Source organism: Mangrovibacter phragmitis, from assembly GCF_040429585.1.
Taxonomy (GTDB): domain Bacteria; phylum Pseudomonadota; class Gammaproteobacteria; order Enterobacterales; family Enterobacteriaceae; genus Mangrovibacter; species Mangrovibacter phragmitis.
Window position 1 is genome coordinate 1571611 of the sequence record NZ_CP134782.1, and the last position, 26042, is coordinate 1597652.

The following is a 26042-nucleotide window of genomic DNA, read 5'->3' on the forward strand; positions in this document are numbered from 1 at the left end:
TAGCGAAATTGAGCGTATTCATTAGTTAAATTCATGTGAATAGTTTCCTACCGGTAGCGATAAACTTTTACACTTAGCCCAGTTTTCTGCCATATATCAGCGTTTATTCAGGAGTGAATTCGTGATTAGTGTCTTCGACATGTTTAAAGTGGGTATCGGCCCGTCCAGCTCTCATACTGTCGGCCCCATGAAAGCGGGGAAACAATTTGCCGATGACCTCGTCACGCTCGGGCTGATTGACCGGGTAAGCCGTATTGCGGTTGATGTCTATGGTTCCCTGTCATTGACTGGTAAAGGGCACCATACCGATATTGCCATTATTATGGGGCTGGCAGGCAATCAGCCGGATAACGTTGACATTGATTCCATACCTGCATTCATTCGCGACGTTGAAAATCGTGGAAGGCTCTTGATCGCTGGCGGTCAGGCTGAAGTGGATTTTCCAAAAGATGATGGCATGCGTTTTCATAGTGAGAACCTGCCTCTTCATGAAAATGGGATGCAAATTCATGCCTGGGACCAAACCTCGCTGATTTACAGTAAAACCTGGTACTCTATTGGTGGGGGTTTTATTGTTGATGAAGAACATTTTGGCCAGGCGGATGTCTCCCCTGTCACCGTTCCCTATCCATTTGATTCAGCCAAATCACTGCTCACCCACTGTAAAGAAACCGGGTTATCGCTGTCTGGTTTAGTGCTTAAAAATGAGCTGTCTTTGCATTCACGCAAAGATATTGATGACTATTTTGATGTTATCTGGCACACCATGCGTGCCTGTATTGACCGGGGCATGAATACCGAGGGTGTGTTGCCGGGCCCATTGCGTGTTCCCCGCCGGGCATCCGCACTGCGTCGCTTACTGATGTCCAGTGGTAAACTGTCCAATGACCCAATGAATGTTATTGACTGGGTCAATATGTTTGCACTGGCTGTGAACGAAGAAAATGCCGCTGGCGGACGTGTGGTGACAGCCCCGACAAATGGCGCCTGCGGTATTGTTCCCGCAGTATTGAGTTACTACGACCATTTCATTGAATCGGTAAGTCCGGATATCGCAATCCGTTACTTCCTGGCTGCCGGTGCAATTGGCACATTGTTCAAGATGAATGCTTCTATTTCTGGCGCAGAAGTCGGTTGCCAGGGTGAAGTGGGTGTTGCCTGTTCTATGGCTGCTGCGGGTCTGGCTGAATTATTGGGTGGCAGCCCTGAGCAAGTTTGTGTTGCCGCAGAAATAGGAATGGAACATAACCTTGGGCTGACTTGTGACCCGGTGGCAGGCCAGGTGCAGGTGCCCTGTATTGAACGTAACGCTATCGCGGCAGTTAAAGCTATCAATGCCGCGCGCATGGCTCTGCGTCGCACTTCCGAACCCCGCGTTTCACTGGATAAAGTTATCGAGACAATGTACGAAACCGGCAAAGATATGAATGCTAAATACCGGGAAACATCCCGTGGTGGGTTGGCAATCAAAGTTCAGTGCGACTGACTGCCCATACACCTTCTTTTCAGCCAGCCGGCTCACGATACAGCACGGCTGGCAACCTTAGCCTTATAATAATAAGAACAAATCCTGGATATTTTTTTAACCCTGTAACTATTTCCACTACACTAAAATTATTCTGCATTACCATCAGGTTACTTAAGGCAAACGGCATGCTCAGCGCCCAACGGATGGTTCATCAGCATCAGCGTAAACGGATTATTCTCTGCCTGGTTCTCGGTTTTGTGGTAGTAGTGGCGACACTTTCTGTCTGCTTCTTCCTGAATAAGACAACGCATCAGGCTGCACGCCTCACCTTGCAACAACAGGCGCGCCACGCACTGGATACCACACTTACGCCATTAATGGCATTGCAACTGCCCGCTTCGCTTTTAACTGCCAGTTGCCAGGATGCCTCACTAAAATTACGCGAGTACGTTGTTGCCCGGCCCTCTTTGCGAGCCATCGCTCTGGTACATAATGGTGAGGTAACCTGCTCAAGTTTGTTTGGGGAGCGTCACGTTCCACTTAAAAGCCGGCAGCCCTGGTTCCCGTCTGTATCCAGGCATATCTGGCTTGAGCAGGACAGGCTATTACCACAACATGATCCCGTTCTGGCTATTTGGTTACCCACGTCAGCAGATGGGATGAGTGGCAGCCTGCAAGTGGTGAATGTTGGCTACCTGGCTGATTTACTCTGGGTCACACAATCAGATTCTGGCGCTAAACTTGCCATCGATGTTGGGGATACCTGGTTTATCCATGGTAAAGGGCTTAGCCAGAAACTGGCACCGCAGCCTGGCGAGTCCATATCCACTACACAGTTGTCTATCCCTGGCATTTCCATCTCACTAATTGGCCCGTCAATAACTCGTCTTGCCATCAGGGATCTGCCTTCTCAACTTCCTCTGGCATTATTGTGTTCACTGTTTGCAATGTGGGCAATTTTGATAACGACGACTAAACGACTGAGTTTCACCCGCGAGCTGCAAACCGGAATTGCAGCTAAAGAGTTTGAGATTTACTGCCAGCCATTATTTAACTCTGCAACGCTAAAATGTACTGGTGTTGAGATACTCTTACGCTGGGATAATCCCCGTCAGGGCCCAGTCTCACCAGAAACATTTATCCCTATTGCTGAAGAAATCGGCCAGGTTGCCAGCCTCACACGCTATGTGTTGTATGAAACGGCTATTCGTACTGACTGTTTTCCCGAAGAAGCTGATTTCCATATTGGTATAAATGTCGCTGCAAACCATTTTCAACGTGGCGAGATACTCGACGACATTAAGCAATACTGGAGTGCACAGAAGCCCGTGCAACAACTGGTGATGGAACTGACAGAGCGTGACAGGCTGGAAGATGAAGATATCCAGTATATATCAGCAATGAAAGCATTGAGCGTTAAACTTGCTATCGACGATTTCGGTACCGGACACAGCTCATTACAGCGTCTGGAAATGCTTAAACCGGATATTCTTAAGATTGATAAAAGCTTTGTTGCAGCCATCGGTTCAGATGCAGTAAACACGCCTGTTATTGATTTGATTATTGCGCTCGGGCATCGCCTGCATATTGATATGATTGCTGAAGGTATCGAAAATCATGAACAGGCAAAGTACTTGCGCGAACATGGAGTATCAACGCTGCAGGGTTTTCTTTATGGCGAGCCAATGCCCGTTGAGGAATTCAGTGACTGGCTGGCCCGATATGAACAGGCCGGCCCGTCACCGGCAGGAGAGTAATGCCTTACCCGGACAGGCTGGCAATGTACAGCTTATCGCCAGCCTGCGGCATTTTGCCTTCGTTGGCAATAACCAGGCCAGCAACCGTCGCCACACCGTTCTCCTCAGTCAGGCGTTCTTCCAGGCCAAGGTAATTTTCCAGCGCATGTAAATCCGTACTGCCTTTCACCAGCCAGCCATTTTGGTCTGGCTGAATATCCAGGGTCTCATCCGCGTCCGGAAACTCGCCAGCAATGGCTTCCAACACATCCAGCGGCGTCACCAGCCCCTGGATAACACCAAACTCATTACTGACGATAACGAAACTCCCCCGGGCACGACGCAATATACCCAGCAAACTGATGGGATCCAGTGTTTCCGGCACTACTATACCCGGAGAAGAGGCTGCGACAGCGGCAATATCTTCACCTTTGTTTAGAGCTGCCAACAACGACTTCGCGGTTACTACACCAATAAGTTCATCCAGTTCACCGCGGCAAACAGGGAACAGACTGTGGGGCGATGACATCACCTGGTCACGCACATCATTCGCCCCACGCGTCGCATCCACCCAACTAATGTCATTGCGAGGCGTCATGATAGTGCGTAATGAGCGCGATGACAGACTCAGTACGCCATTAATCATATAACGTTCTTCGTCAACAAACAGTTCTTCCTGACGTTCGGGGGGTTCATGTTCTGCCACATTGCCAGATAGACGGCGTTTGCCCATCAGCCCCAGAATTGCGCGGGCAGTTCTGGCGCGTAAAGGTAGATGAGCATGCTGGCGCACCGCATTACGGTGTGCTATCTGGTTGAAACTCTCAATTAAGATAGAGAAGCCAATTGCTGCATATAAATAGCCTTTCGGGATATGAAAACCAAATCCTTCCGCCACCAGACTAAGGCCAATCATGAGCAAAAAACTCAGGCATAACACCACTACTGTCGGATGCGCGTTAACAAAAAGCGTCAGCCGACGTGATGCCAGTAACATGATGACCATTGCGATGACGACCGCCGCCATCATCACGGGTAGGTGATTAACCATACCCACGGCAGTAATTACCGCATCAAGCGAGAACACCGCATCCAGTACAACAATTTGCAGTACCACAGCACTAAAACTGGCATACCCTTTCCCGTGGCTGTCATCATGTGGGCGGTTTTCCAGCCGTTCGTGTAACTCAGTGGTTGCTTTGAACAGCAAGAACAGCCCTCCCACCAGCATTATCAGGTCCCGCCCAGAAAATGACCACGATGCCAGACTAAACAGTGGCGTGGTAAGTGTCACAACCCAGGAGATCAATGACAGCAATAACAGGCGCATCACAAGCGCAAGCGACAGGCCAATAACACGAGCCTTATCCCGTTGCGCCGGAGGTAATTTATTTGCCAGGATAGCTATAAACACTAAATTGTCGATACCCAGTACAATTTCAAGTACCACCAGTGTCAGCAATCCCACAATGACAGACGGATCCATTAACATTTCCATCAATGACTCCTGTAACCCGAGGCAGATAACAACGCTTTAGTGCTGGAGCATTTTTTTTGCGGCTCACCACCAGACTGGTGTGAGGTTGAATAAAGAACACCCGACTGGGCAGTTCGAGAGGTAAAGAAACGTCGGTGACGATCCATAAAGTAGGGCTTACCCTGCACTCCAAATGTAAAAAGGATGTTTATCCTAACAATAAATTATAACTATTGGTTAATTTTTACCTAAGCTTGCAATAAAACCCTCATTTTTCTGCAGGATAATTAACAATGCAATTGAAAATTAAGTTATCCGTAAATTAACGACCTGAGTCACATAATTTATTTTTTTACTATCTAAAATAAATCTCGCTGATGATTTCATTATTTAATCAATTCATAACGTTGAAATTTTGCATCCCCATAGTGTTTACAAGGGCGAACAGGAGGTAGCAAGTGACCATTGCTATTGTCATAGGCACACACGGTTGGGCAGCTGAGCAATTGCTCAAAACTGCCGAAATGTTGCTAGGCGAGCAAGAAAACGTTGGCTGGATCGATTTTGTTCCCGGTGAAAATGCGGAAACCATTATCGAAAAATACCAGGCTCAATTAGCAAAACTGGAAACTGGGAAAGGCGTCCTTTTTCTTGTGGATACCTGGGGTGGCAGCCCATTCAATGCTGCCAGCCGAATTGTTGTTGACAAAGAAAACCACGAGGTCATCGCCGGGGTTAACATCCCGATGCTGGTCGAAACGCTGATGGCGCGTGATGATAATCCTTCATTTGATGAACTGGTTAATATCGCGGTGGAAACAGGCCGGGAAGGCGTTAAGGCACTTAAAGCTCAGCCCGTAGCTAAACCCGCGAAACCAAAACCCGCTGCAGCACCGGCGAAACCCATGACAGACGCCGACTATATGGTTATTGGCCTGGCGCGTATTGATGACCGCCTGATTCACGGACAGGTTGCAACACGCTGGACGAAAGAGACCAACGTCAACCGTATTATTGTTGTTAGTGATGAAGTGGCTGCTGATACCGTCCGTAAAACGTTGCTCACCCAGGTAGCCCCGCCCGGGGTAACTGCCCATGTTGTGGACATTGCCAAAATGATCCGTGTCTACAATAACCCAAAATATGCCGGTGAACGTGTCATGTTGCTGTTCACTAACCCAACAGATGTTGAACGCATTGTTGAACAAGGGGTGAAAATCACAACCGTCAATATTGGGGGTATGGCTTATCGGCAAGGGAAAACTCAGGTAAACAACGCCGTCTCCGTTGATGAGAAGGATATTGAGGCATTCCGCAAACTAAATGCACGGGGTATTGAGCTGGAAGTACGTAAAGTCTCTAATGACCCGAAACTCAAGATGATGGAACTCATCAACAAAGTCGGTAAGGAATAATCACGCCCAGGGCCGTCCGCCTTGTGACGACGGTTTCGGTATTCAGTCTGTTTACGTTATAGGAGAAGTACAATGGAGATTACTACTCTTCAAATTGTGCTGGTGTTTGTTGTCGCTTGTATTGCCGGTATGGAATCCATACTGGATGAATTCCAGTTTCACCGGCCTCTTATCGCCTGTACCCTCATTGGGGCCGTACTGGGTGATATGAAAACCGGGATTATCATTGGTGGTACGCTGGAAATGATTGCCCTGGGGTGGATGAACATTGGTGCAGCAGTTGCGCCTGACGCAGCACTGGCATCAATTATTTCAACCATTCTGGTTATTGCTGGTCACCAAAGTATCGGTGCAGGTATTGCTCTGGCAATCCCTCTGGCTGCTGCAGGGCAGGTACTGACTATCATTGTTCGTACCATTACAGTGGGTTTCCAACATGCAGCAGACAGCGCGGCTGAAAAAGGTAACCTGAGCGCACTTTCCTGGATACACGTTTCAGCTTTACTGCTTCAGGCGATGCGTATCGCTATTCCGGCCGTTATCGTGGCTATTTCTGTCGGAACCAGTGAAGTTCAGCACATGCTCAACGCACTGCCAGAAGTTGTCACCAGTGGCCTTAATATTGCCGGTGGCATGATTGTTGTAGTTGGTTATGCGATGGTCATCAACATGATGCGTGCAGGTTATCTGATGCCGTTCTTCTATTTGGGGTTCGTCACCGCTGCATTCACCAATTTCAACCTTGTTGCACTGGGCGTAATTGGTGCTGTAATGGCAATTCTCTACATCCAGCTCAGCCCGAAATATAACCGCTCTGCGGCTGCACCTGCGCATACATCTGGCGCAAATGACCTTGATAACGAACTGGATTAATAGGTGAGCGATATGGTTGACATGACTAAAACGACTACTGAGAAAAAACTCACTCCAGGGGATATTCGTGGCGTATTCATTCGCTCCAATCTCTTCCAGGGGTCATGGAACTTTGAACGTATGCAGGCGCTCGGTTTCTGCTTTTCGATGGTGCCGGTGATTCGCCGCCTGTACCCAGAAAACAATGAGGCACGCCGCCAGGCAATCAAGCGACATCTGGAATTTTTTAACACCCATCCTTATGTTGCAGCACCGGTACTCGGCGTTACGCTGGCAATGGAAGAACAGCGTGCCAACGGTGCGGAAATCGACGATGCTGCGATTAACGGCATCAAAGTGGGTCTGATGGGACCACTGGCAGGTGTAGGTGACCCGATATTCTGGGGTACCGTTCGCCCGGTGTTTGCTGCACTCGGCGCCGGTATTGCTATGAGTGGTAGTCTGCTGGGGCCTGTACTGTTCTTTGTACTGTTTAACCTGGTACGCCTGCTTACCCGTTATTACGGTGTGGCTTATGGTTACCGCAAAGGTATTGATATTGTTAAAGATATGGGCGGCGGCTTCCTGCAGAAAATGACCGAGGGGGCGTCTATACTGGGTCTGTTTGTCATGGGTGCGCTAGTTAATAAATGGACCCATGTAAATATCCCCATGGTTGTGTCAAAGATAACCGACCAGACAGGTGCAGAGAAAGTTACGACGGTACAGAACATTCTTGACCAGCTAATGCCAGGCCTGGTGCCGCTACTGCTCACTTTTGCCTGTATGTGGTTGCTACGCCGTAAAGTTAACCCACTGTGGATTATTATTGGGTTCTTTGTAATTGGTATTGTTGGTTACGCTATTGGTCTGTTGGGCCTGTAACTGTAAGACACAAGGCCGGGGTGCGCCCCGGCCTGCATGCAGACAGGGATAACCTATGTCGTTTACGGATATCGTCATTCTGGTTTTAACGCTTGCCTTTTTCGCCTTTGCTCTTTACGACGAAATACTCATTAACCACCTCAAATCCCCCACTCTGCTCTCGATTCCTTTGCTACGCCGTAGCCGGGCTGACGGAATGATTTTTGTCATTCTGGTCGCCATCCTTATTGGAAACAACATCCATGCTCATGGCTCAACCTTTACCACATGGTTATTAAGTGCGATGGCGCTGGTTGGTTTCTATATATTTTGGATAAGAACTCCCCGGATTCGGTTCAAAAAAGCAGGTTTCTTTTTTAGTGGGTTTTGGACTCCCTACTCGAAAATAACTGCGATGAATTTATCTGAAGATGGAGTACTGGTTTTTCAGTTAGGCGAACGCCAATTATTGATCTGCGTCAGAAATATAGACGATCTTGAAAAGATATATAAATTTATTGTTAATAATCAATAAATTATATATATAGCCTTGTCTATGTATTATACCGTAATGCATAACAAGGCTTATTTTTTATTCATATTCTGCTGCCGATTCAGTCAACTTCATTAATAGACTATTTTTATTTATTCACAATTGAAAATAGTTATCATTTTCAAGAAAATATCAATATTGTTTTACTCCCTAAAATTATGTTAAGGTGCGCGCATCATTGGGGAGTAGCTGATTTCCTTTATTGGGAATGTACGTGTCAACATACTCGTTTAAATAACGTGGCGCGTACGGGCTGTGATCAGCACAGTCAGGCGAGACCAAAGACAGTTATCGGCGCTGTTTACTGGGGGCGCTGTGCTGGTCTTTGTCAATTCCCCGGTCAGGATGCTTTATGAATCTTTCAGCAATGATTCTTCTCGCCCTTGGTATGTCAATGGACGCATTTGCGGCAGCAATTGGCAAAGGGGCAACTCTCCATAAACCCAAATTCAGCGAAGCGCTGCGTACCGGTATTATCTTTGGTTCTATAGAAACACTGACTCCCCTTATTGGTTGGGGATTAGGGCTGGTCGCGAGCCAATTTGTTCTCACATGGAATCACTGGATTGCCTTCCTGCTATTGCTGTTTCTTGGTGTGCGCATGCTTATTGAAGGGATCCGTGGCGAAACCGATGATGACGCAGAGCCAATTGCACGCCATAGTTTTTGGCTTTTGGCTACCACCGCCGTGGCAACCAGCCTGGATGCAATGGCTGTGGGTGTGGGCCTGGCTTTTCTTAATGTCAACATCATCCACATGGCGCTGATGATTGGTTGCGCCACTCTGGTAATGTCCACACTGGGTATGATGGTTGGCCGCTTTATAGGCCCGCTACTGGGTAAACGGGCTGAAATCCTTGGTGGTCTGGTGCTGATTGGTATCGGGTGTGAAATTTTGTGGGCCCATTTTGCGGGTTAAACCACCTGCTTCCGTTGCCATACCTGAACCAGGAAATCTGCTTTACAGGTAAACGATGCTCTGTCAGCTAACTCAGCTTTGGTTTCTTCACTGGCATGCCAGGCAAATGGGGTCATCTGTAGCAGCGACCAGGCTTGCAGGCCAGTTAGCTGCAAATTTGTCTGTAATGGCAGTGATTCTGCCAGCCGGAACCCCGGCAACTGTTCGCTGTGTTCCGGATGCAAACGCACCTGCGGGTAAATCAGCGCCTTAAGTTCATACAAGTGTTTCGGGCCCGGTGTGGCGGTAATGACGACACCACCGGGTTTGACTACCCGCTGTAACTCCTTACTGTTACAGGGCGCGTAGATGCGCACCACTCCATCCAGGCTGTTCTCTTCAAATGGCAGGCGCTGGCTGGAGGCGACACAAAAGTGAACAGAATCATAACGTTTGGCAGCCATGCGAATAGCTACTTTTGATACATCAAGCCCGTAGCAACTGCCCTGCCGTTCGTTGACCCACTGCGCAAACTCACTGGTGTAATACCCTTCGCCACAGCCAATATCCAGCAAAGCGGGCGCGTTTTCTGGCAACCAGTGTGCCAGTCGGCTGGTGATAAACGATCGCAATGGCTGATAATGCCCGCTGTCCAGAAATTCACGCCGGGCCTGTATCATTTCGGTGTTATCACCAGGGTCTTTTGACCGTTTGTGATGAACCGGTAATAAATTGATATACCCCTCACGCGCCAGATCAAAACGGTGGCCGGCACTGCATACCATACTTTTATTCTCGCTGTGTAGTTTCGTGTGGCACAGCGGACACAAATACAACATAACCACTCCTGTCAAACTTACTGTGCGCAGTTTACCTGCAAGCCTGCGCGCAGCAAATGGTTTTACAAGGCGGGATGGCTGTCATCGCTGTGCCCAAGGACTATCAGATTAGGATCCCCAGCAGGTATACCGTCAGGTTCAACATTCTCAAGGCGCAACACATCCCCCATAATCTGGCTGAATACCGGGGCTGAAACAGCACCGCCATAATACTGGCCGTTTGAAGGGTTATTGATTACCACAACCAGTGCAAAACGCGGGTTACTTGCAGGTGCAACCCCGGCAGTGTATGCGATATAATTATCAATATATTTCCCGTCAGGGCCGATTTTTTTCGCCGTCCCCGTTTTAACCGCAACCCGGTAATTTTTGACTGCGGCCTTAATACCTCCACCACCAGGTAAAGCCACACTTTCCATCATGTGTTCTACTTCATGAACAATCTTTTCTGGCATTACCCGTGTACCAACAACCGGTGGGTCGACGCGGGTTATCGAAAGCGGTCGGGAAATACCAAAGCTGCCTATCGTGGCATAGACATGAGCAAGTTGTAGAGGTGTCACCATCATGCCGTAACCAAATGAGAACGTCGCGCGGTCCAGTTGGCTCCAGAAACGCCGGTTTGGCATGTAGCCTGAACTTTCCCCAGTCAATCCCAGACCGGTGCTTTGCCCAAAACCAAAAGCCTTATAAGTGGTGATCAAATCCTTTATTGGCATTGCCAGTGATAAGTGCGATACCCCGGTATCACTCGACTTTTGCAAAATACCCGTTAGTGATAATTCCGGGTACCAGCCAACATCACGAATACGGTGGCCATCGACAACATAAGGGTGCGTATCAATCACATCATCAGGTTTGACAATACCCGCTTTTAAAGCAGTCATTATCACCATTGGCTTGACTGTAGAACCGGGTTCAAATGTGTCGCTAATAGCCCGGTTGCGGAAATCATCCAGTTTCGCGCCGTCACGATTATTTGGGTTATAAGTTGGGTAACTCGCCATAGCCAAAATTTCCCCAGTACGCACGTCAATCAGCACTGATGCCCCCGAATCGGCTTTATTCCAGCGAACAGCGTTACTCAACGCATCTTCAGTTACTGTCTGCAACCGTTTGTCGATGCTGAGAATAATGTTATGGGCTGGTGTGCCTGGCACCTCAGTGATATTTTCCACCACATGCCCATAGCGGTCTTTACGCACCAGCCGCTTTCCTTCTTTGCCGAGCAACTGACTATTGAAGCTTTTTTCCACACCTTCAATGCCCTGCCCATCTATATTGGTAAAGCCCAACAGGTTTGAGGCGATATGTCCGGAAGGGTAAAAACGGCGCGACTCTTCCCGTAAATTAATTCCAGGAAGATTCAATTTATCTATCCAGCGAGCCTTTTCAGGATCAACCTGACGGGCAAGGTAGATAAAGCGCCCTTGTGGATCACGGTTGATCCGCCGTGACAGCGTATTAAGCGAAATTTTAAGGGCACTGGCCAACGCCTGCCAGCGGTCATTCACCTGAACACCGCCTTTTGCTATAACCGTCTTGGGATCCGCCCAGATTGCTTCCACCGGAACACTAACTGCCAGTGGGTCACCGTTACGGTCTTCTATCATGCCACGCGGCATGACAATGGGCTCCTCCCGTAACGAACGCATATCTTCCTGTTGCACCAACGGCTCGGGTGAAATGATTTGTAACCAGCCAACCCGGCCAAGTAGCAATACCAGGCTCAACAATATAGCAAAGCACAACAACCCGAAACGCCATGAAATGAAGTTACCCGTTGGCAACACAGGATTTTTCTTCACGCATATCCCTTCTGAAACGATAAAAATGACGATGAAATTAAAACCTAACCACAATCAGAAAGGGAGAAAACTGTGCTAATACCTTCACGATATTGCAACAAGACACAAACAGAGGCACGCTGTGAAATATTTTGTAACATACGGCCAAACAATAGAAAGATAAAAGCCCCGCTATAAGCGAGGCTTTTGAATTGTGGTGTACTTGCGTGGCTTGCGCCATGCAACTTACAGTGCTACAACGTTAACCGCTGCCGGGCCTTTCTGACCATCCTGAATTTCGAACTCTACGTTCTGACCTTCAGCCAGAGTTTTGAAGCCATTACCCTGGATTGCAGAGAAGTGCACAAACACATCTTTACTGCCATCAGCTGGAGTAATGAAACCAAAACCTTTTGCTTCGTTGAACCACTTAACTTGACCTTTGATCTTTGCCATTTCTAAATTTCCTTAGTTTGTTTCTACGCCCACAGGCATACCTGAGATAAAACAGAGACATTACTGCTTGAGGCACTAATAAAAGGTTCGGCAGAGAAGTGGTATTCAACGACAACGTGTTTACTCAAAACTTCTTTACTGAAAATGCCACACATAAACAGAACTGTACCTCGTTTGACTCAAAGTGTTATCACATACAACGTTTATAATGGCAAGCCATTTTTAAACTTGCATCGATCTACCGCACAAATTCAGTAAGTTAGTTTTCATGAGTGCACAGTTATGCGCAAATACTCATTAAACAAAACTTATGGTCACGGTTAATTCTGTGACTGTGCAGCTATATTTATGTGACTTTCCTAACATAGACCAATCAGTTCCCTGCGTCCAGCCACTCTCTGAAAATAGATATAGAAAATTCTACTGGATGATTACAGCGCATACCTATGCAGTTTCAATTTGCTTAACAATACCCGACTCAACGCAATAATGTGATTCAGATTCCATTCTGGAACATGCACCAAAATAATGACAATTTAATGAACCTGCATCAAAATAATGCAATTATTTCTTTATCCATGAATAAAGAAAATCAGTTCAGCCACCAACTGGAAATATAGAAAAAAGAATATAATTATAATTAGATGTTATTTTTAATTAACTCATGGTACTGACCTATTCTGCAGCATTGGAAATATTTCGAATCTTCTCCTTTATTTTTCAATGCTTGCAGTAGTTTATCGGGTGGTTCATCAATGGATTCATCGCCAAGTTCAAATACTCCCCAATGGACAGGGATAGCATATGGCTCGCCGATTTGTTGCCATACTGAAACACTTTCTTCGGGCGACATGTGATGCGGATGCATGAACCATTCTGGTGCATAAGCGCCGACAGGTAAGGCAACCATATCCGGCTGACCAATGCGCAATACAAAATCAGACAGTTGTGGAAAGTAGCCCGTGTCACCACTGAACCAAAAACGGCAATGGTCGCTTTCAATAACCCATCCACACCACAAGGAGCGGTTACGGTTCCAGGGCGTCCTCATGCTCCAGTGTTGGGCTGGTACTGCGGTTAGTACCAGCCCCTGCCAGGTATATGACTGCATCCAGTCGAGTTCCACAACCTGCTGAATGCCTCGCCGCAAAAACCAGTTTCCCAACCCGAGAGGAACGAAATAACAGGCCTGAGGATGGGTACGCTTTAACTGGCGGATAGTCGTACTGTCGAGATGGTCATAATGGTTATGAGAAATAACAACAGCACCGATTGGCGGTAACTCAGAAACAGATGTGCAGGGAGGTGTTTTACGCACCGGCCCGGCAAAAGAGACCGGTGATGCTCGCTGAGAAAAAACTGGATCAATGAGGATATTAATGCCATTCAGACGGGCAAGCATCGAAGCATGACCCAGCCACCAAATCCCATCTTTCTCTGTCGAGAAATCGGCACGCTGCCACCAGGTATGAATAAACGCATCGTAACCTGAGACTGGGGGATGAGGTAACTTCGCCCGTTTGCGTTCTGCTCGCCATTTATCAAGGTCACCGGGGCGATGGCTGGCAGCAGAGCCGAGATTCACAAAACCATCAATGCGGTGATGTGCTTTCCGGTCGTTAAACCAGGGATTTATCCAGGTCATACTGTCAAATGCCACCGCTCACAGTGCTCAATACTTAACGTTCAGCAACCAGACTGATGAAATCATCATCATTTTCTTGTGCTGCTACTTGTGGAGCTGCCCCAGAACCAGAATCTTCATGACTGACTTCAGCCTGTTCATTGGCATCACACAAGCGGCGCAGTAACACAATTTGTCGTTTCTGCTGTTCAACCAGTGTATTGAGTAACGCGATTTGCTGGTTAGCTTTGACACTGGCACGGTTAACAAAAAACCAGAGAACAAGACCGAGGATAACCATTATTGCCGAAATCACCAGGGGCATGAGTGTCACTGTGCCCGGGTTCATTACATTTTCCATCTTACCACCTCAAAAAAACCATTATACCACCAGCACCACAGTGAAAGGCCAGCGACATAAAATTTACCAGGGGATGTACTTATTAATTGTACAAATACCGCTGAAAAACTGGACATCCTGGTCGCACATCACGTTAAAAACCTGTAACCACACCAGCAACGAGGCTAACAGTAGTAACACCAGGAGTACCCATCGGTATTTTCTCACCATCTTCTCCAGTCATCGAACATTGGTAATAAGGTAGCATGCTAATCTTAAACCAAGCATCTCTACAGAAAGGATACGCTTTTCAGATTCATCATATTGTCATATTCCCCTTAAGAATTGATGATACTGGAATAATATCAATGAGAAAGAGGTTTTATGCGCCTGATTATTCGGTTAGTTATTGCTCTTGCGGTATTGTGGGCAGGTCTGCTGGTGAGTGGGTATGGTTTATTAATTGGTTCACATGAAAATGCCGCCGGGCTTGGCATTAAGTGTAACTACCTGACGGCCCGGCATATTACGTCTGCGCAGTATCTGCACCTTGACAACAATTTTTTTGGTGTCGCCAGTTGCCCTCTGTTACGTAAAACTGACGAAGTTATCGATACCGGGCGATAATCAACAACGCACCGACTACCCGGTGCGTTTATCACATCTCAGAGCTGTTCAGAATGGGTAGTCGTTATAACCCATTTGTTGGGAAATAATGCGCGCAGCATTGTGCAGCATGCTGACGTATTCATGCAGTTTATCTTCAGAGAAACGCAACGTTGGGAACGAAATACTCAACCCGGCGATCACCACACCAAAGCGGTCAAATACCGGCACAGCGATACAACGCAGCCCTTCTTCCTGCTCTTCGTTATCTTCCCCAAAGCCTTGTTTGCGGACCACCTCCAGCACTTCAAGTAACTCTTCGGTACTGGAAATTGTCCGCTCAGTGCTGCGGGTATATTCGACATGTTCAAGAATCGACAAGACTTCATCGCGATCGCGCCAGGCCAGCAGCACTTTCCCAATGGCAGTACTGTGTAACGGGTTACGGCGGCCAATACGCGAATACATGCGCAGATTGTACATTGAATCGATTTTATGGATATAAACAATACTGTCTTCGTCCAGTGCACCCAGGTGAATCGTTTCTTTCGTTAAACGGGAAATTTCCCGCATCTGCAGATCAGCGCTACGAATGAGGTCGACGTTTTGTAACGCTTTTGCCCCCAGTTCAAACAGCTTAAGGGTCAGAGAATATTTTTCAGACTCCCCTTCCTGGGCAACATAACCCAGCGACTTCATGGTCTGCAAAAAGCGGTATACTGTGCTTTTTGACATCATCACGCGTTGCGACAGTTCAGTGATACCAATCTCTCGCTCCTCACCCAGCGCCTGAAGAATACCAAACACCTTCAGCACTGAAGATACAGAATCAGGCTGTTTATCCAGATCTGCCACTGACATTAATCACCTCTATCGCGCATGTTTTATAAAATTCAGAACCTTTTTTTAGTATATGTGGATGACAACTTGCCCGCAACGAGTCATCGCTTATTCGTTACAAATCTGCGACATATAGCAGATATATAAATGTTATAATGTGCACTATCATTACAATGTCGGTACAGCTCACATTTTTCTATGGAAAAAACACTTTCTGATGGCCTGCCACTACCCCAGCGTTACGGCGCAATAGCCACAATAGCGATTGGTATCATGATGGCCGTCCTGGATGGCGCAATTGCCAACGTTGCCCTGCCCACCATTGCCCGTGACCTGAATGCCTCTGAGGCGGCCTCTATCTGGATAGTCAACGCCTATCAAATCGCGATTGTCATTAGTTTACTCACATTCTCCTTTTTGGGTGACATGTTTGGTTACCGCCGGGTCTACAAGGCCGGGCTGGTCTGTTTTACTGCCACATCGTTTTTATGTGCCCTTTCACCCAACCTTGAAATGCTTGCAGCAGCGCGTGTCCTGCAAGGAATTGGTGGCGCAGCTCTGATGAGCGTAAACACTGCACTGATTCGGCTTATTTACCCACAGTATCAGTTAGGGCGCGGCATGGGGATTAATTCGTTTATTGTCGCAGTCTCTGCGGCGGCAGGACCAACTGTCGCTGCGGCAATACTCTCCGTCGCCAGTTGGCACTGGCTGTTTTATGTCAACGTTCCATCCGGAATTATTGCCCTGTTGCTGGCTATCCGTTTTTTACCCCCCAATCCGCAAGGTGTCAGAAAACAAAGCTTCGACTTACCCAGTGCAATCATGAACGCTCTGACATTTGGGTTGTTGATTACCGCGTTAAGCGGGTTTGCGCAGCAACAGGCGGGGATTATTACCCTCACGGAACTGGTTGCCGCGCTGCTAATCGGGTTCTTTTTCGTTCGCCGCCAGTTGACACTCACCGTGCCTCTGCTGCCAGTTGACCTGTTACGCATTCCGCTGTTCACATTATCGCTGTGCACTTCTGTATGTTCCTTCTGTGCACAAATGCTGGCTCTGGTAGCACTGCCTTTTTACTTACAGTCGACCATTGGGCGCAGCGAAGTTGAAACCGGGTTGTTATTAACACCATGGCCACTGGCAACCATGGTGATGGCACCACTAGCCGGGCGCCTGATTGGTCGTTTCCATGCTGGTCTGCTCGGTGGCCTGGGTATGCTTCTGATGCTGACAGGGTTGTTTGCGTTGGCCTTCTTGCCTGGCACACCAACCGATGTGGATATAATCTGGCGAATGGCCTTGTGTGGCGCTGGTTTCGGCTTATTTCAGTCGCCTAATAACCATACCATTATTGTTTCAGCCCCGAAAAACCGCAGCGGTGGTGCCAGTGGCATGTTGGGCACGGCAAGACTCCTTGGGCAAAGTAGTGGTGCTGCGCTGGTTGCGTTAACACTGAATCTTTCTGCAACTCAGGGAACCCAATATGCACTGATAATGGCTGGTTGCTTTGCCACCGCCGCATGTATTGTCAGCAGCTTGCGCGTCACACAGACATTACCCGAAAGCTGACAGTTGCCTGGTTTCCCGGTAACAGAGCTGGTGTCAGTTCACTGGCTGTATATGTAAAAAAGGCGTGCCCAAAGCACGCCTTTATGTTGAACCCTATAGCGGAATTATTTCAGGTACTGGCCGGTACGCAGCGCTTCAATACGTTTATCCAGTGGTGGGTGAGACAAAAATAATTCGCTTAATGTTTTTGACTTCCCGTTAATGCAAAACGCCATCATGCTGCTCGCTTCCTGAGGCTCGTAACTGGTTTTCAGTCGCTGGAGCGCCGCAATCATTTTTTCACGGCCAACCAAACGCGCTGATCCGGCATCTGCATGGAACTCACGATAGCGGGAGAACCACATCGTGATAATGCTCGCCAGGATACCAAACACCAGTTCGAGCACCATTGAAACCGCAAAATAGATCAGCGGGTTGCCATTTGTCTCTTCGCCGTCATCACGGTTCCCTGACAGGAACCCGGCTGCAATTTGCGCGAGAATACGCGAGATAAAGATAACAAAGGTATTTACTACCCCCTGGATAAGCGTCATGGTAACCATATCACCATTCGCGACGTGGCTTATCTCATGAGCAATAACCGCTTCAGCTTCATCACGGCTCATATTTTGCAGCAACCCGGTACTGACAGCGACCAGTGACGCATCGCGACGGGCACCCGTTGCAAATGCATTAATATCCGGGGCGTGATATACCGCTACTTGCGGCATCGCAATCCCCACTTGCTGTGACTGCCTACGGACAGTTTCAAGTAACCAGTGCTCGGTTTCATTACGGGGTTGCTCAATCACCTCCCCACCGACAGAACGTAACGCCATCCATTTTGACATCAGCAGCGATACAAAAGAGCCACCGAAGCCAAACAGCAGGGCCATAATCAATAACCCCTGGACACTGCTTGACTGAATTCCGGTCAGACTCAGCACCAGCCCGAAAACCACCATAACGGCCAGGTTGGTTAACAGGAAAAGCGCAATTCGCATCATATATTTATTTACCTCGTTTTAACAAAACGCTCTACGCGATGAATCACATCGTAGGGGTATCGTGTACATTTTCAAGAGCCATATGCTGGCAAGTGCTTAAAAAAACATAACTTTACATTTTGTCTTAATTTACTGACGAGATACATAACAAACTCCACGAGTTTTGTGTCGGGAAAGCTGGCTCCACAGAAATCATTTTTGACCAACATATTTGCAACACCCACATCATAGCCCGTGCATATCATGGCCAGAGAACAATAGAAGAATGTGACTAAATAAAAGGCACACGAATGTGTGCCTTTAGGGGGATTAATGCATCATTACTTCTGTGCAGCAGGCTGCTTACCAGCTTCCATATTGGCAAGGTCGATTGCAATATGGACAGTTTCATCTAAATAGGGATCCGGTTCCTGATAATCTTTCGGCAAATCATCAAGTTTTTTGAGCAGTGGTTTGCCTTCGCGCTTCAGGCGGTCATTGATTCGAGCCAGGCGCAGCGCATCATCTTCCTGGTTTTCTTTCTCACGCTGAGCAAGATTCAGTGACACAATATTCCTGTGATCCTTATTGGCGTTAAACCGTGCAATATCTTTCATAATATACTGAAATTCCGGATTTTTCGCGATCCGAGCCTGGTGCAACTTCAGTAACTCAGGTTCGAAAGGTGCCAGGTTTCCGGTTTTCGTATAATGCGCGGCTTTAATGCTATCCCAGGGTAAGGCGTTATCTTCATACTTCTCGCCTGTTTCAGTATTTTCCGTTCCGGTCGGCATCATGATATCGGGTGTAACACCTTTTAATTGCGTACTGCCACCATTAATGCGATAGAACTTCTGGATAGTGTACTGAACAGAGCCAAGAGCAGGCCATTCAGGGCGCAACATCTGGTCATAAATGCGGTTGAGCGAACGATACTGCTGAACGGTCCCTTTACCAAAGGTTGGTTCACCCACTATCAGTGCCCGGCCATAATCCTGCATAGCAGCGGCAAAAATCTCTGATGCGGAGGCACTAAAGCGGTCAACAAGCACCACCAGCGGACCTTTATAGTAAGTAATCCCGTCGGTATCACTGTCTTCACGCACTTTACCATTATTATCCCGCACCTGAACAACCGGGCCAGAAGGAATAAACAGGCCAGACAGTGACACCGCTTCTGTGAGCGCTCCACCACCATTACTGCGTAAATCAATGATGATGCTGTTGACGTTCTGTTTCTCCAGTTTCTGCAACTGAACTTTAACGTCATCAGTCAGTCCAACGTAAAAGCCTGGGATATCGAGCACGCCGACTTTTTCGTTGCCAACAGTTTTTACAGACATCTTCACTGCCCGGTCTTCAAGGCGAATACGTTCGCGTGTCAGCGTCACCGTTCGGGTTTTGCTGCCTTTACCGGCTGGTAAAATTTCAAGGCGAACTTTACTGCCTTTAGGGCCTTTAATCAGGGCCACGACATCATCCAGGCGCCAGCCAATAACGTCCACCATGGCTTTGCCTGGCTGGCCGACCCCAACAATACGGTCGCCAACACTGATGGCCTTGCTCTTCGCCGCCGGTCCTCCCGCCACCAATGAATTAATCACGGTGTAATCATCATCCATTTGCAACACAGCGCCAATCCCTTCAAGAGAGAGGCTCATCTCGGTATTGAACTGTTCGGTGTTACGGGGAGAAAGGTAGTTAGTATGTGGGTCGATTTCATGCGCAAAGGCAGTCATCGCTAATGAGAAAACGTCTTCGCTACGCGTCTGCGCCAGGCGGCGAATAGCAAATTTATAACGCCGGGTAAGCGTTTCACGAATCTCTTTGTCAGTTTTCCCTGTGAGCTTGAGATTCAGCTCATCATATTTGACTTTCGCGTCCCAAAGTTTATCTAACTCAGCCTCTGAAGTCGGCCAGGGTGCTTTACGCCTGTCGAGGTTAATTGTTTCATTGCTGGAAAAGTCCATCGGCCGCTGCAACACTTGCAACGCATATTCATAGCGCTCAAAGCGGCGTTTTTGTGCAAGATTGAACAAATCATAAAACAAATCCAGTTTTCCGCTACGCAGCTCGTCACCAATGGTACCCTTGCGGCTCTCAAATTGCGTAATGTCACTGGCTAACAAAACATTGTGACTGTAATCGAGAAGATTGAGGTAGCGGTCGAAAATTTTGCCAGAAAACTCAGCGTTCAGGTCAAACTGGCGGTAGTGAGAACGCGTAAAACGCGAGGTTACTCGTTCACTGACGGTGGGGTGCTGAGGTTCCTCTTTCAGTACTGGAAGCTGATCAACGCGCGTGATGTCTTCTACTGCAAGCGCATTGCCCACCAACAGAAAAAGCCCGGCAAAAGCCGAAAGCCTGAAAATTTTGTTCATGCCTGGGTTGACCTCCGTCTCAGAACAGCAAATGTTCTGCGCGCACTATCATTGACATACCTGAAGTCAGCGCCACACGGACACCGTCTTTGGTAATTTCCTGTACAGTCGCATCCATTGCCGAATTACCCGCTTTAACCTTAATTGTCTGACCCAGTTTCAGCACTGAAATGTCAGTTACAGGTTTATGGTTAGCTTCCTCTGCTGGTCGTGGTTTTTTGTTCACGGGCGCTTTGCGGGGCGCATTTTCTTTGCGACGAGGCGCAGAAGCAGGACGAGGCTTACGTTCACGGCGTGCAGCAGTAGCTTCTCCGTTTTCCCCTGCAGCAGCGGCAACAGCACGTTTTTTCGCCTGTTGCTCATTACGCTGCGCCTGGACACGCGCTTTTGCTTCTTCCAGTTGTTTGCGGGCATGTTCTACATGCTGTTCTTCCAGCTCACCACAAGGATTGCCATCCAGGTCAACTCGCGTTGCACCAGGCTTAATGCCATACAGGTACCGCCAACTGGAGGTGTACAAGCGTAACGCAGAGCGTAACTGCGTTTTGCTGAGGTTCTGTTCCCCTTCCACTCGTGCGACAAGATCCTGAAAAATACCGACTTTCAGGGGCCGGGCTTCACCTTCGGCAGTGAAACAGAGCGGGAAACGCTCAGCAAGAAATGCGATAACTTCTTTACTGCTATTCAACTTAGGTTGATTTTCCATGAAATTTCCTGATTACAACGGACTTTGCCAACCATCACAGGCACGAACAGGCGTCATTATAATGACGCCATTTGTAATTGCTACGTTATCCGTTGATTATCATGCATCTGTTAGAAAGAATTTTTTGAAATCTGTGCCAGAGAGAAGCTTTTCCAACTCTGTGACCAGGGTTTCCAGTCCGCGTTCGTCTTCTTCATCAAAGCGGCCATACTCGGTACTGTCAATATCAAGCACACCTAATTGACGCCCACCGACTGTTATCGGAAAGACAATTTCTGCATTGCTGGACGCATCACAAGCAATGTGGCCGTCAAACGCATGAACATCTTCGACGCGCTGTACTTTACCTGTAGCAATCGCCGTGCCACATACACCTTTACCTGTCGGTATACGCACACAAGCTATTTTGCCCTGAAACGGCCCTAAAACCAGCAAGTCCCCTTCCAACAAATAAAACCCAGCCCAGTTGACAGACGAAAGACGTTCAAACAAAAGCGCGCTGGTATTTGCCAGCACAGCGAGAAAACTGGTTTCCCCTGCCAGCAGTGCTGAAAAATCCCGGTTCAACTCTTGATAAAATAGCTCTTTATTCATTAATAGTTCACTTAGTTGTATAACGTTACTGCCTGGACTACTAAAATAAGCAATAAATGCCCCGGGGCTCAAGATGAATCCTTTTTCAGGGTAAACTACTCCATCAATTTGACAGGCAGAGTTCCCGATGCACCTTAAATTGCGAATAGCCCGGCTGCTTTCTTTGCCAGCAAGAAGTGAAGTCTTGCCAAAGACAAGTGACGCACATTATCAGCGTTGTCACGAATGTGACATGCTTTTTTTGTTACCTTCGCTTACGCGTCGGCACACAGCTTATTGCCCTCGTTGCAATGCGCATGTTGACAGTGGCCGCGACTGGTCGATGAAACGGCTCACTATAATTGCTGTCACCATGCTGATTCTGATGCCCTTTGCCTGGACATCTCCGTTGCTCAGTATCTGGTTATTAGGTGCGCGCATTGATGCCAGCCTGATGCAGGGAGTCTGGCAGATGGTGAAACAGGGGGACGTGATAACTGCCTCGCTGGTCACGTTCTGTGCAGTCGGAGCCCCTGCAACCCTGGTCGCCGCCATTCTTTACCTGCGAATTGCCCCTCGTATTGGGATGAACGTCCGCCCGGTGTTACTCATGCTCCACCGTTTGAAAGAGTGGATAATGGTTGATATTTACCTGATAGGTATCGTTGTCGCCACCATAAAAGTACGTGACTATGCATTCATTCAGTGGGGCGAGGGACTGGTGGCTTTTATCGCGTTGGTCATACTCAGTATTCTGACCATTATCTACCTCAATATTGGGCAATTGTGGCAGCGCTTTTATCCCCAGCCATTCCAGAAAACGGCCAATCCTCACGCCCGTGTTTGCCTCGCCTGCCACCATACCGGGGAGCCAGACGAACGAGGGCGTTGTGTACGTTGTCATGTTCCCTTGCGCTACCGGCGCAGGCACAGTTTGCAGAAATCCTGGGCGGCACTGATTGCCTCACTGATGTTTTTAATCCCGGCTAACCTGTTGCCTGTTTCCATTATTTATGTGAATGGAACACGCCAGGAAGATACTATTCTTTCCGGCATTATCTCCCTTGGGCATGGCAATATTTTTGTTGCTGCGATTGTATTTATTGCCAGTATTCTTGTGCCCTTTACCAAAGTTATTGTGCTGTTTACCCTGCTGCTGAGCATTCATTGCCGTTGCGAACAGGGTATTCTGGCCCGGATGAAAATGCTGCGTATTATTACCTGGGTCGGGCGTTGGTCCATGCTGGACTTGTTTGTCATTTCGCTCATGATGTCACTGGTTAACCGCGAGCAACTTTTGACCTTTACTATGGGACCAGCTGCACTCTATTTCGGTGTGGCTGTAGTATTAACTATGCTGGCTGTTGAATGGCTCGACAGCCGGCTTTTCTGGGATGCTTATGAGTCAGGAAAACATGACGCCACCTGAAGCGACAGTGAAAGTCAAACGCCGCATTTCTCCTTTCTGGCTCCTGCCATTTATTGCCCTGTTGATTAGCGGCTGGCTGGTCTGGAACTCCTGGCAGGAGCATGGCACCACAATCACCATCGATTTTGTTTCTGCCGACGGTATAGTTCCTGGGCGAACCCCTGTCCGTTATCAGGGCGTTGAAGTTGGTACTGTGCAGGATATTCAGCCCAGTAAAGATTTGAGTAAAATCGTGGTGACGGCCAGCATAAAACGTTCCATGCAGGACGCCCTTCGGGCTGGCACTCAATTCTGGCTGGTCACCCCGAAAGCTTCTCTGGCGGGCGTTTCCGGCCTTGATGCGCTGGTAGGTGGAAATTACATCGGTATGATGCCAGGCCCTGGCAAAGAAGAAGACCATTTTACCGCCCAGGATTCACAACCCCGCTACCGGGAAAACAATGGTGCCCTGATGATTCATCTCCAGGCGCCGGATTTAGGTGCACTCAGTAGCGGCTCAAAAGTGTATTACCGCAAAGTTCCGGTAGGCCATGTATATGATTACACGCTGAGCAAACAGGGGGTTTCCATTGATGTGTTGATCGACAGGCGCTTTGCCAGCCTGGTCAAACATGACAGCCGTTTTTGGAATGTTTCCGGATTGAAAACCAACTTCAGCTTTAGTGGTGCATCCATTCAACTGGAAAGCCTTGCTGCACTGGTTAATGGCGCAATTGCATTTGATTCACCACCGGATGACAAACAGGCACCACAAAATGCCCAATTCACCCTGTACCCGGACATCGCACAAAGCCAGCGTGGCGTGCATGTCTCACTTTCGCTGCCGGGCGGCAGCGGGTTAAAGAGTAACAGCACGCCACTGATGTACCAGGGTTTACAGGTTGGCACCTTAACAAAAATAGCCCTTGATAACGATGGCACGGTAACTGGCGAGCTGACTGTTGACCCAAGCGTAGTCAATTTAATGCGTGAAGGTACACGTATTACACTTGCCCAGCCAAAAGTGTCGCTCGATAACCCTGACCTGAGTGCACTCCTTACAGGAAGTACCCTGGAGTTGCACCCGGGAGAAGGTAAGCCGCAACATCATTTTGATGTAGTGCCTGAAGGTGAGGCCCTGCTTGACCAGGCGAATGCGTTGTCATTGACACTTACCGCTCCCGACAGCTATGGCGTAAGCCCAGGCCAGCCAGTATTGAGCCGGGGTATTCAGATTGGCCAGGTGGTTACCCGTACACTTACCTCAGAGGGTGTAAAATTTACCGTCGCGATTGACCCAACCTACCGTTCACTGGTGCGCGCTGACAGTAAATTTGTTGCTAACAGCAGGCTGGATATGAAAGTGGGCCTTGATGGTGTCGAATTCCTTGCAGCACCACCGGCGCAATGGGTCAATGGTGGTATTAATCTGCTGGCTGGCAACCACGGTAATGCTAAAACGGATTACCCACTGTTTGCCAATATCCAGCAGGCAAAAGACAACCAACAAAACGATGTTCTCACCGCCACCCTCACATTAACTGCTGATAACCTGCCTGATATTCAGCAAGGTTCTGTTGTCCTGTATCGAAAATTTGCAGTAGGGCAAGTTATCAGTATCACGCCACATGCCGGGTCTTTTGATGTTGGTGTCTATATTGAACCGCAGTACCGCAATTTGCTCACCCCAGACAGTGTTTTTTGGGCTGAAGGTGGCGCCAAAATTCAGTTAAACGGGCACGGTCTTACAGTTCAGGCATCGCCGCTCAACCGGGCTATTCGTGGGGCGATTAGTTTTGACAACCTGCCAAGCTCGGCAGATTTATTACCTGTAGCAGAAAAGCGTAAATTGTGGCCTTCAGAAACGGCGGCTCGTGCTATTGGCGGTCGCATTACACTTCATGCATACAGTGCAGACAAGCTGGCCTCGGGCATGCCGATTCGTTATCTGGGGATTGATATTGGCCAGGTAGAATCATTATCTCTCATTACTGAACGCAATGAAGTACAGGCTCAGGCGGTACTTTATCCCGAATATGCCAATACCTTTGCCCGAAAAGGAACCCGTTTCTCTGTTGTTACACCACAAATTTCCGCAGCAGGTGTTACGAACCTCGATACACTGATTCAGCCCTATATTAATGTGGAACCCGGCAAAGGCGGACGCCAGCGTGACTTTGATATCCAGATGGCGACAATTTCTGATTCCCGGTACCTCGACGGACTGAGTATTACCGTCGAAGTGCCGGACGCCGGGTCGTTGTCGGTTGGCACTCCTGTTCTGTTCCGGGGGATTGAAGTGGGTACGGTGACCGGTCTTGGTCTGGGTACACTTTCTGACCGGGTGATGGTTTCACTGCGCATTGGAAAGCGTTACCAGAACCTGGTTCGCAGCAATTCGGTGTTCTGGCTGGCATCCGGCTACAAGCTCGATTTCGGTCTGGTAGGTGGTGTAGTAAAAACCGGGACATTCAATCAGTTTATTCGCGGCGGCATTGCATTTGCCACCCCACCCAGTACTCCGCTTTCACCCAAAGCACGAACAGGCCAGCATTTCCTGCTACTGGATAACGAACCTAAAGACTGGCGTGACTGGGGTACCGCTATACCCCGTTAATATTTCAACACAACACCGCCAGCGTGTGCCGATCTGTCGGTCGGCACACGGTTTTGTGGTAAACT

Annotated in this window: 23 protein-coding genes and 1 pseudogene; 11 read left to right on the forward strand and 13 right to left on the reverse strand. The window is 48.3% G+C overall.

What is annotated here, in order from left to right; all coding sequences use genetic code 11:
* Window positions 1–121 precede the first annotated feature (121 nt).
* Together sdaA and MPHASIOC01_RS07460 are read left to right on the forward strand one after the other, a co-directional pair.
* The gene (gene sdaA, locus MPHASIOC01_RS07455) at window positions 122–1486 is read left to right on the forward strand and encodes an L-serine ammonia-lyase (RefSeq protein WP_064594100.1); all 1365 of its coding nucleotides are present in this window, start codon (window positions 122–124) and stop codon (window positions 1484–1486) included.
* Between the two features lie 167 nt (window positions 1487–1653).
* Window positions 1654–3225: an EAL domain-containing protein gene (locus tag MPHASIOC01_RS07460; RefSeq protein ID WP_064594102.1), complete on the forward strand. Its 1572-nt coding sequence runs from the start codon at window positions 1654–1656 to the stop codon at window positions 3223–3225.
* 13 nt (window positions 3226–3238) lie between these two features.
* Here the strand turns inward: MPHASIOC01_RS07460 and MPHASIOC01_RS07465 are convergent.
* Window positions 3239–4702, reverse strand: a pseudogene (locus MPHASIOC01_RS07465) (TerC family protein); the annotation flags it as partial.
* 437 nt (window positions 4703–5139) lie between these two features.
* On the opposite strand from MPHASIOC01_RS07465, the gene manX reads away from it, so the two are divergent.
* The 5 genes from manX to mntP all read left to right on the forward strand — a co-directional run bounded on the left by manX (window position 5140) and on the right by mntP (window position 9284).
* Window positions 5140–6096: a PTS mannose transporter subunit IIAB gene (gene manX, locus MPHASIOC01_RS07470; RefSeq protein ID WP_064594106.1), complete on the forward strand. Its 957-nt coding sequence runs from the start codon at window positions 5140–5142 to the stop codon at window positions 6094–6096.
* 72 nt (window positions 6097–6168) lie between these two features.
* Window positions 6169–6969, forward strand: coding sequence for a PTS mannose/fructose/sorbose transporter subunit IIC (locus MPHASIOC01_RS07475; RefSeq protein ID WP_064594110.1), 801 nt, complete (start codon window positions 6169–6171; stop codon window positions 6967–6969).
* A 12-nt stretch (window positions 6970–6981) separates the two neighbouring features.
* Window positions 6982–7833, forward strand: a complete 852-nt coding sequence (locus MPHASIOC01_RS07480) for a PTS mannose transporter subunit IID (RefSeq protein ID WP_064595454.1) — start codon at window positions 6982–6984, stop codon at window positions 7831–7833.
* Window positions 7834–7888: 55 nt separating this feature from the next.
* Window positions 7889–8347, forward strand: a complete 459-nt coding sequence (locus tag MPHASIOC01_RS07485; RefSeq protein WP_353614281.1) for a DUF986 family protein — start codon at window positions 7889–7891, stop codon at window positions 8345–8347.
* 370 nt (window positions 8348–8717) lie between these two features.
* Window positions 8718–9284: a manganese efflux pump MntP gene (mntP, locus tag MPHASIOC01_RS07490; protein WP_064594113.1), complete on the forward strand. Its 567-nt coding sequence runs from the start codon at window positions 8718–8720 to the stop codon at window positions 9282–9284.
* Here the strand turns inward: mntP and rlmA are convergent.
* The 7 genes from rlmA to mgrB all read right to left on the reverse strand — a co-directional run bounded on the left by rlmA (window position 9281) and on the right by mgrB (window position 14537).
* Complete coding sequence (rlmA, locus tag MPHASIOC01_RS07495) at window positions 9281–10102, reverse strand: 23S rRNA (guanine(745)-N(1))-methyltransferase (RefSeq protein WP_064594115.1); 822 nt, start codon at window positions 10100–10102, stop codon at window positions 9281–9283. The two genes, mntP and rlmA, sit on opposite strands and share 4 nt — an antisense overlap.
* 62 nt (window positions 10103–10164) lie before the next feature.
* Window positions 10165–11910, reverse strand: coding sequence for a peptidoglycan glycosyltransferase FtsI (ftsI, locus tag MPHASIOC01_RS07500; protein ID WP_353614282.1), 1746 nt, complete (start codon window positions 11908–11910; stop codon window positions 10165–10167).
* A 225-nt stretch (window positions 11911–12135) separates the two neighbouring features.
* Complete coding sequence (gene cspE, locus MPHASIOC01_RS07505; RefSeq protein WP_036107273.1) at window positions 12136–12345, reverse strand: transcription antiterminator/RNA stability regulator CspE; 210 nt, start codon at window positions 12343–12345, stop codon at window positions 12136–12138.
* 23 nt (window positions 12346–12368) lie between these two features.
* Window positions 12369–12500 carry a DUF2627 domain-containing protein gene (locus tag MPHASIOC01_RS07510; RefSeq protein ID WP_074388751.1) on the reverse strand — a complete coding sequence of 44 codons (132 nt, stop codon included), beginning with the start codon at window positions 12498–12500 and terminating at the stop codon, window positions 12369–12371.
* A 485-nt stretch (window positions 12501–12985) separates the two neighbouring features.
* Window positions 12986–13990, reverse strand: coding sequence for an MBL fold metallo-hydrolase (locus tag MPHASIOC01_RS07515; protein ID WP_064594119.1), 1005 nt, complete (start codon window positions 13988–13990; stop codon window positions 12986–12988).
* Window positions 13991–14024: 34 nt separating this feature from the next.
* On the reverse strand, window positions 14025–14330 hold the full coding sequence (locus tag MPHASIOC01_RS07520) for a YebO family protein (protein ID WP_064594121.1): 306 nt from the start codon (window positions 14328–14330) through the stop codon (window positions 14025–14027).
* 63 nt (window positions 14331–14393) lie between these two features.
* Window positions 14394–14537 carry a PhoP/PhoQ regulator MgrB gene (gene mgrB / locus MPHASIOC01_RS07525; RefSeq protein WP_064595456.1) on the reverse strand — a complete coding sequence of 48 codons (144 nt, stop codon included), beginning with the start codon at window positions 14535–14537 and terminating at the stop codon, window positions 14394–14396.
* 156 nt (window positions 14538–14693) lie between these two features.
* Here mgrB and MPHASIOC01_RS07530 point away from each other — a divergent pair, with 156 nt between their 5' ends.
* Entirely contained in the window at window positions 14694–14936 is a 243-nt protein-coding gene (locus tag MPHASIOC01_RS07530; RefSeq protein ID WP_064594123.1) for a YobH family protein, read from the forward strand.
* A gap of 48 nt (window positions 14937–14984) precedes the next feature.
* Here MPHASIOC01_RS07530 and kdgR read toward each other — a convergent pair whose 3' ends face one another.
* Complete coding sequence (gene kdgR, locus MPHASIOC01_RS07535) at window positions 14985–15776, reverse strand: DNA-binding transcriptional regulator KdgR (RefSeq protein WP_064594125.1); 792 nt, start codon at window positions 15774–15776, stop codon at window positions 14985–14987.
* A 177-nt stretch (window positions 15777–15953) separates the two neighbouring features.
* Between kdgR and MPHASIOC01_RS07540 the strand changes: the two genes are divergently transcribed.
* Complete coding sequence (locus MPHASIOC01_RS07540) at window positions 15954–17327, forward strand: MFS transporter (RefSeq protein WP_064594128.1); 1374 nt, start codon at window positions 15954–15956, stop codon at window positions 17325–17327.
* A gap of 104 nt (window positions 17328–17431) precedes the next feature.
* Here the strand turns inward: MPHASIOC01_RS07540 and htpX are convergent, their stop codons facing one another.
* The 4 genes from htpX to MPHASIOC01_RS07560 form a co-directional block, all read right to left on the reverse strand.
* Window positions 17432–18313, reverse strand: coding sequence for a protease HtpX (htpX, locus tag MPHASIOC01_RS07545; RefSeq protein ID WP_064594130.1), 882 nt, complete (start codon window positions 18311–18313; stop codon window positions 17432–17434).
* A gap of 320 nt (window positions 18314–18633) precedes the next feature.
* A complete protein-coding gene (gene prc / locus MPHASIOC01_RS07550) occupies window positions 18634–20673 on the reverse strand; it encodes a carboxy terminal-processing peptidase (protein ID WP_064594131.1) in 2040 nt (679 codons plus the stop codon).
* Window positions 20674–20692: 19 nt separating this feature from the next.
* Window positions 20693–21379 carry an RNA chaperone ProQ gene (gene proQ / locus MPHASIOC01_RS07555; protein WP_353614283.1) on the reverse strand — a complete coding sequence of 229 codons (687 nt, stop codon included), beginning with the start codon at window positions 21377–21379 and terminating at the stop codon, window positions 20693–20695.
* A 99-nt stretch (window positions 21380–21478) separates the two neighbouring features.
* Window positions 21479–21973 carry a GAF domain-containing protein gene (locus MPHASIOC01_RS07560; RefSeq protein WP_064594135.1) on the reverse strand — a complete coding sequence of 165 codons (495 nt, stop codon included), beginning with the start codon at window positions 21971–21973 and terminating at the stop codon, window positions 21479–21481.
* A gap of 127 nt (window positions 21974–22100) precedes the next feature.
* On the opposite strand from MPHASIOC01_RS07560, the gene yebS reads away from it, so the two are divergent.
* Entirely contained in the window at window positions 22101–23381 is a 1281-nt protein-coding gene (gene yebS / locus MPHASIOC01_RS07565; RefSeq protein WP_353614284.1) for a membrane integrity lipid transport subunit YebS, read from the forward strand.
* Window positions 23353–25977 carry an MlaD family protein gene (locus MPHASIOC01_RS07570; RefSeq protein ID WP_353614285.1) on the forward strand — a complete coding sequence of 875 codons (2625 nt, stop codon included), beginning with the start codon at window positions 23353–23355 and terminating at the stop codon, window positions 25975–25977. Before yebS ends, MPHASIOC01_RS07570 begins: the two co-directional genes overlap by 29 nt.
* Window positions 25978–26042 lie beyond the last annotated feature (65 nt).

Coding starts and splice junctions, on each gene's coding strand:
- kdgR (WP_064594125.1), bottom strand. CDS start 15,776: ATGTCAGTGGCAGATCTGGATAAACAGCCTGATTCTGTATCTTCAGTG.
- mntP (WP_064594113.1), top strand. CDS start 8,718: ATGAATCTTTCAGCAATGATTCTTCTCGCCCTTGGTATGTCAATGGAC.
- MPHASIOC01_RS07515 (WP_064594119.1), bottom strand. CDS start 13,990: ATGACCTGGATAAATCCCTGGTTTAACGACCGGAAAGCACATCACCGC.
- MPHASIOC01_RS07540 (WP_064594128.1), top strand. CDS start 15,954: ATGGAAAAAACACTTTCTGATGGCCTGCCACTACCCCAGCGTTACGGC.
- MPHASIOC01_RS07530 (WP_064594123.1), top strand. CDS start 14,694: ATGCGCCTGATTATTCGGTTAGTTATTGCTCTTGCGGTATTGTGGGCA.
- MPHASIOC01_RS07480 (WP_064595454.1), top strand. CDS start 6,982: ATGGTTGACATGACTAAAACGACTACTGAGAAAAAACTCACTCCAGGG.
- MPHASIOC01_RS07510 (WP_074388751.1), bottom strand. CDS start 12,500: ATGTGTGGCATTTTCAGTAAAGAAGTTTTGAGTAAACACGTTGTCGTT.
- htpX (WP_064594130.1), bottom strand. CDS start 18,313: ATGATGCGAATTGCGCTTTTCCTGTTAACCAACCTGGCCGTTATGGTG.
- rlmA (WP_064594115.1), bottom strand. CDS start 10,102: ATGTTGTATTTGTGTCCGCTGTGCCACACGAAACTACACAGCGAGAAT.
- MPHASIOC01_RS07475 (WP_064594110.1), top strand. CDS start 6,169: ATGGAGATTACTACTCTTCAAATTGTGCTGGTGTTTGTTGTCGCTTGT.
- MPHASIOC01_RS07570 (WP_353614285.1), top strand. CDS start 23,353: ATGAGTCAGGAAAACATGACGCCACCTGAAGCGACAGTGAAAGTCAAA.
- MPHASIOC01_RS07460 (WP_064594102.1), top strand. CDS start 1,654: ATGCTCAGCGCCCAACGGATGGTTCATCAGCATCAGCGTAAACGGATT.
- cspE (WP_036107273.1), bottom strand. CDS start 12,345: ATGGCAAAGATCAAAGGTCAAGTTAAGTGGTTCAACGAAGCAAAAGGT.
- prc (WP_064594131.1), bottom strand. CDS start 20,673: ATGAACAAAATTTTCAGGCTTTCGGCTTTTGCCGGGCTTTTTCTGTTG.
- MPHASIOC01_RS07560 (WP_064594135.1), bottom strand. CDS start 21,973: ATGAATAAAGAGCTATTTTATCAAGAGTTGAACCGGGATTTTTCAGCA.
- yebS (WP_353614284.1), top strand. CDS start 22,101: ATGCACCTTAAATTGCGAATAGCCCGGCTGCTTTCTTTGCCAGCAAGA.
- MPHASIOC01_RS07485 (WP_353614281.1), top strand. CDS start 7,889: ATGTCGTTTACGGATATCGTCATTCTGGTTTTAACGCTTGCCTTTTTC.
- proQ (WP_353614283.1), bottom strand. CDS start 21,379: ATGGAAAATCAACCTAAGTTGAATAGCAGTAAAGAAGTTATCGCATTT.
- MPHASIOC01_RS07520 (WP_064594121.1), bottom strand. CDS start 14,330: ATGGAAAATGTAATGAACCCGGGCACAGTGACACTCATGCCCCTGGTG.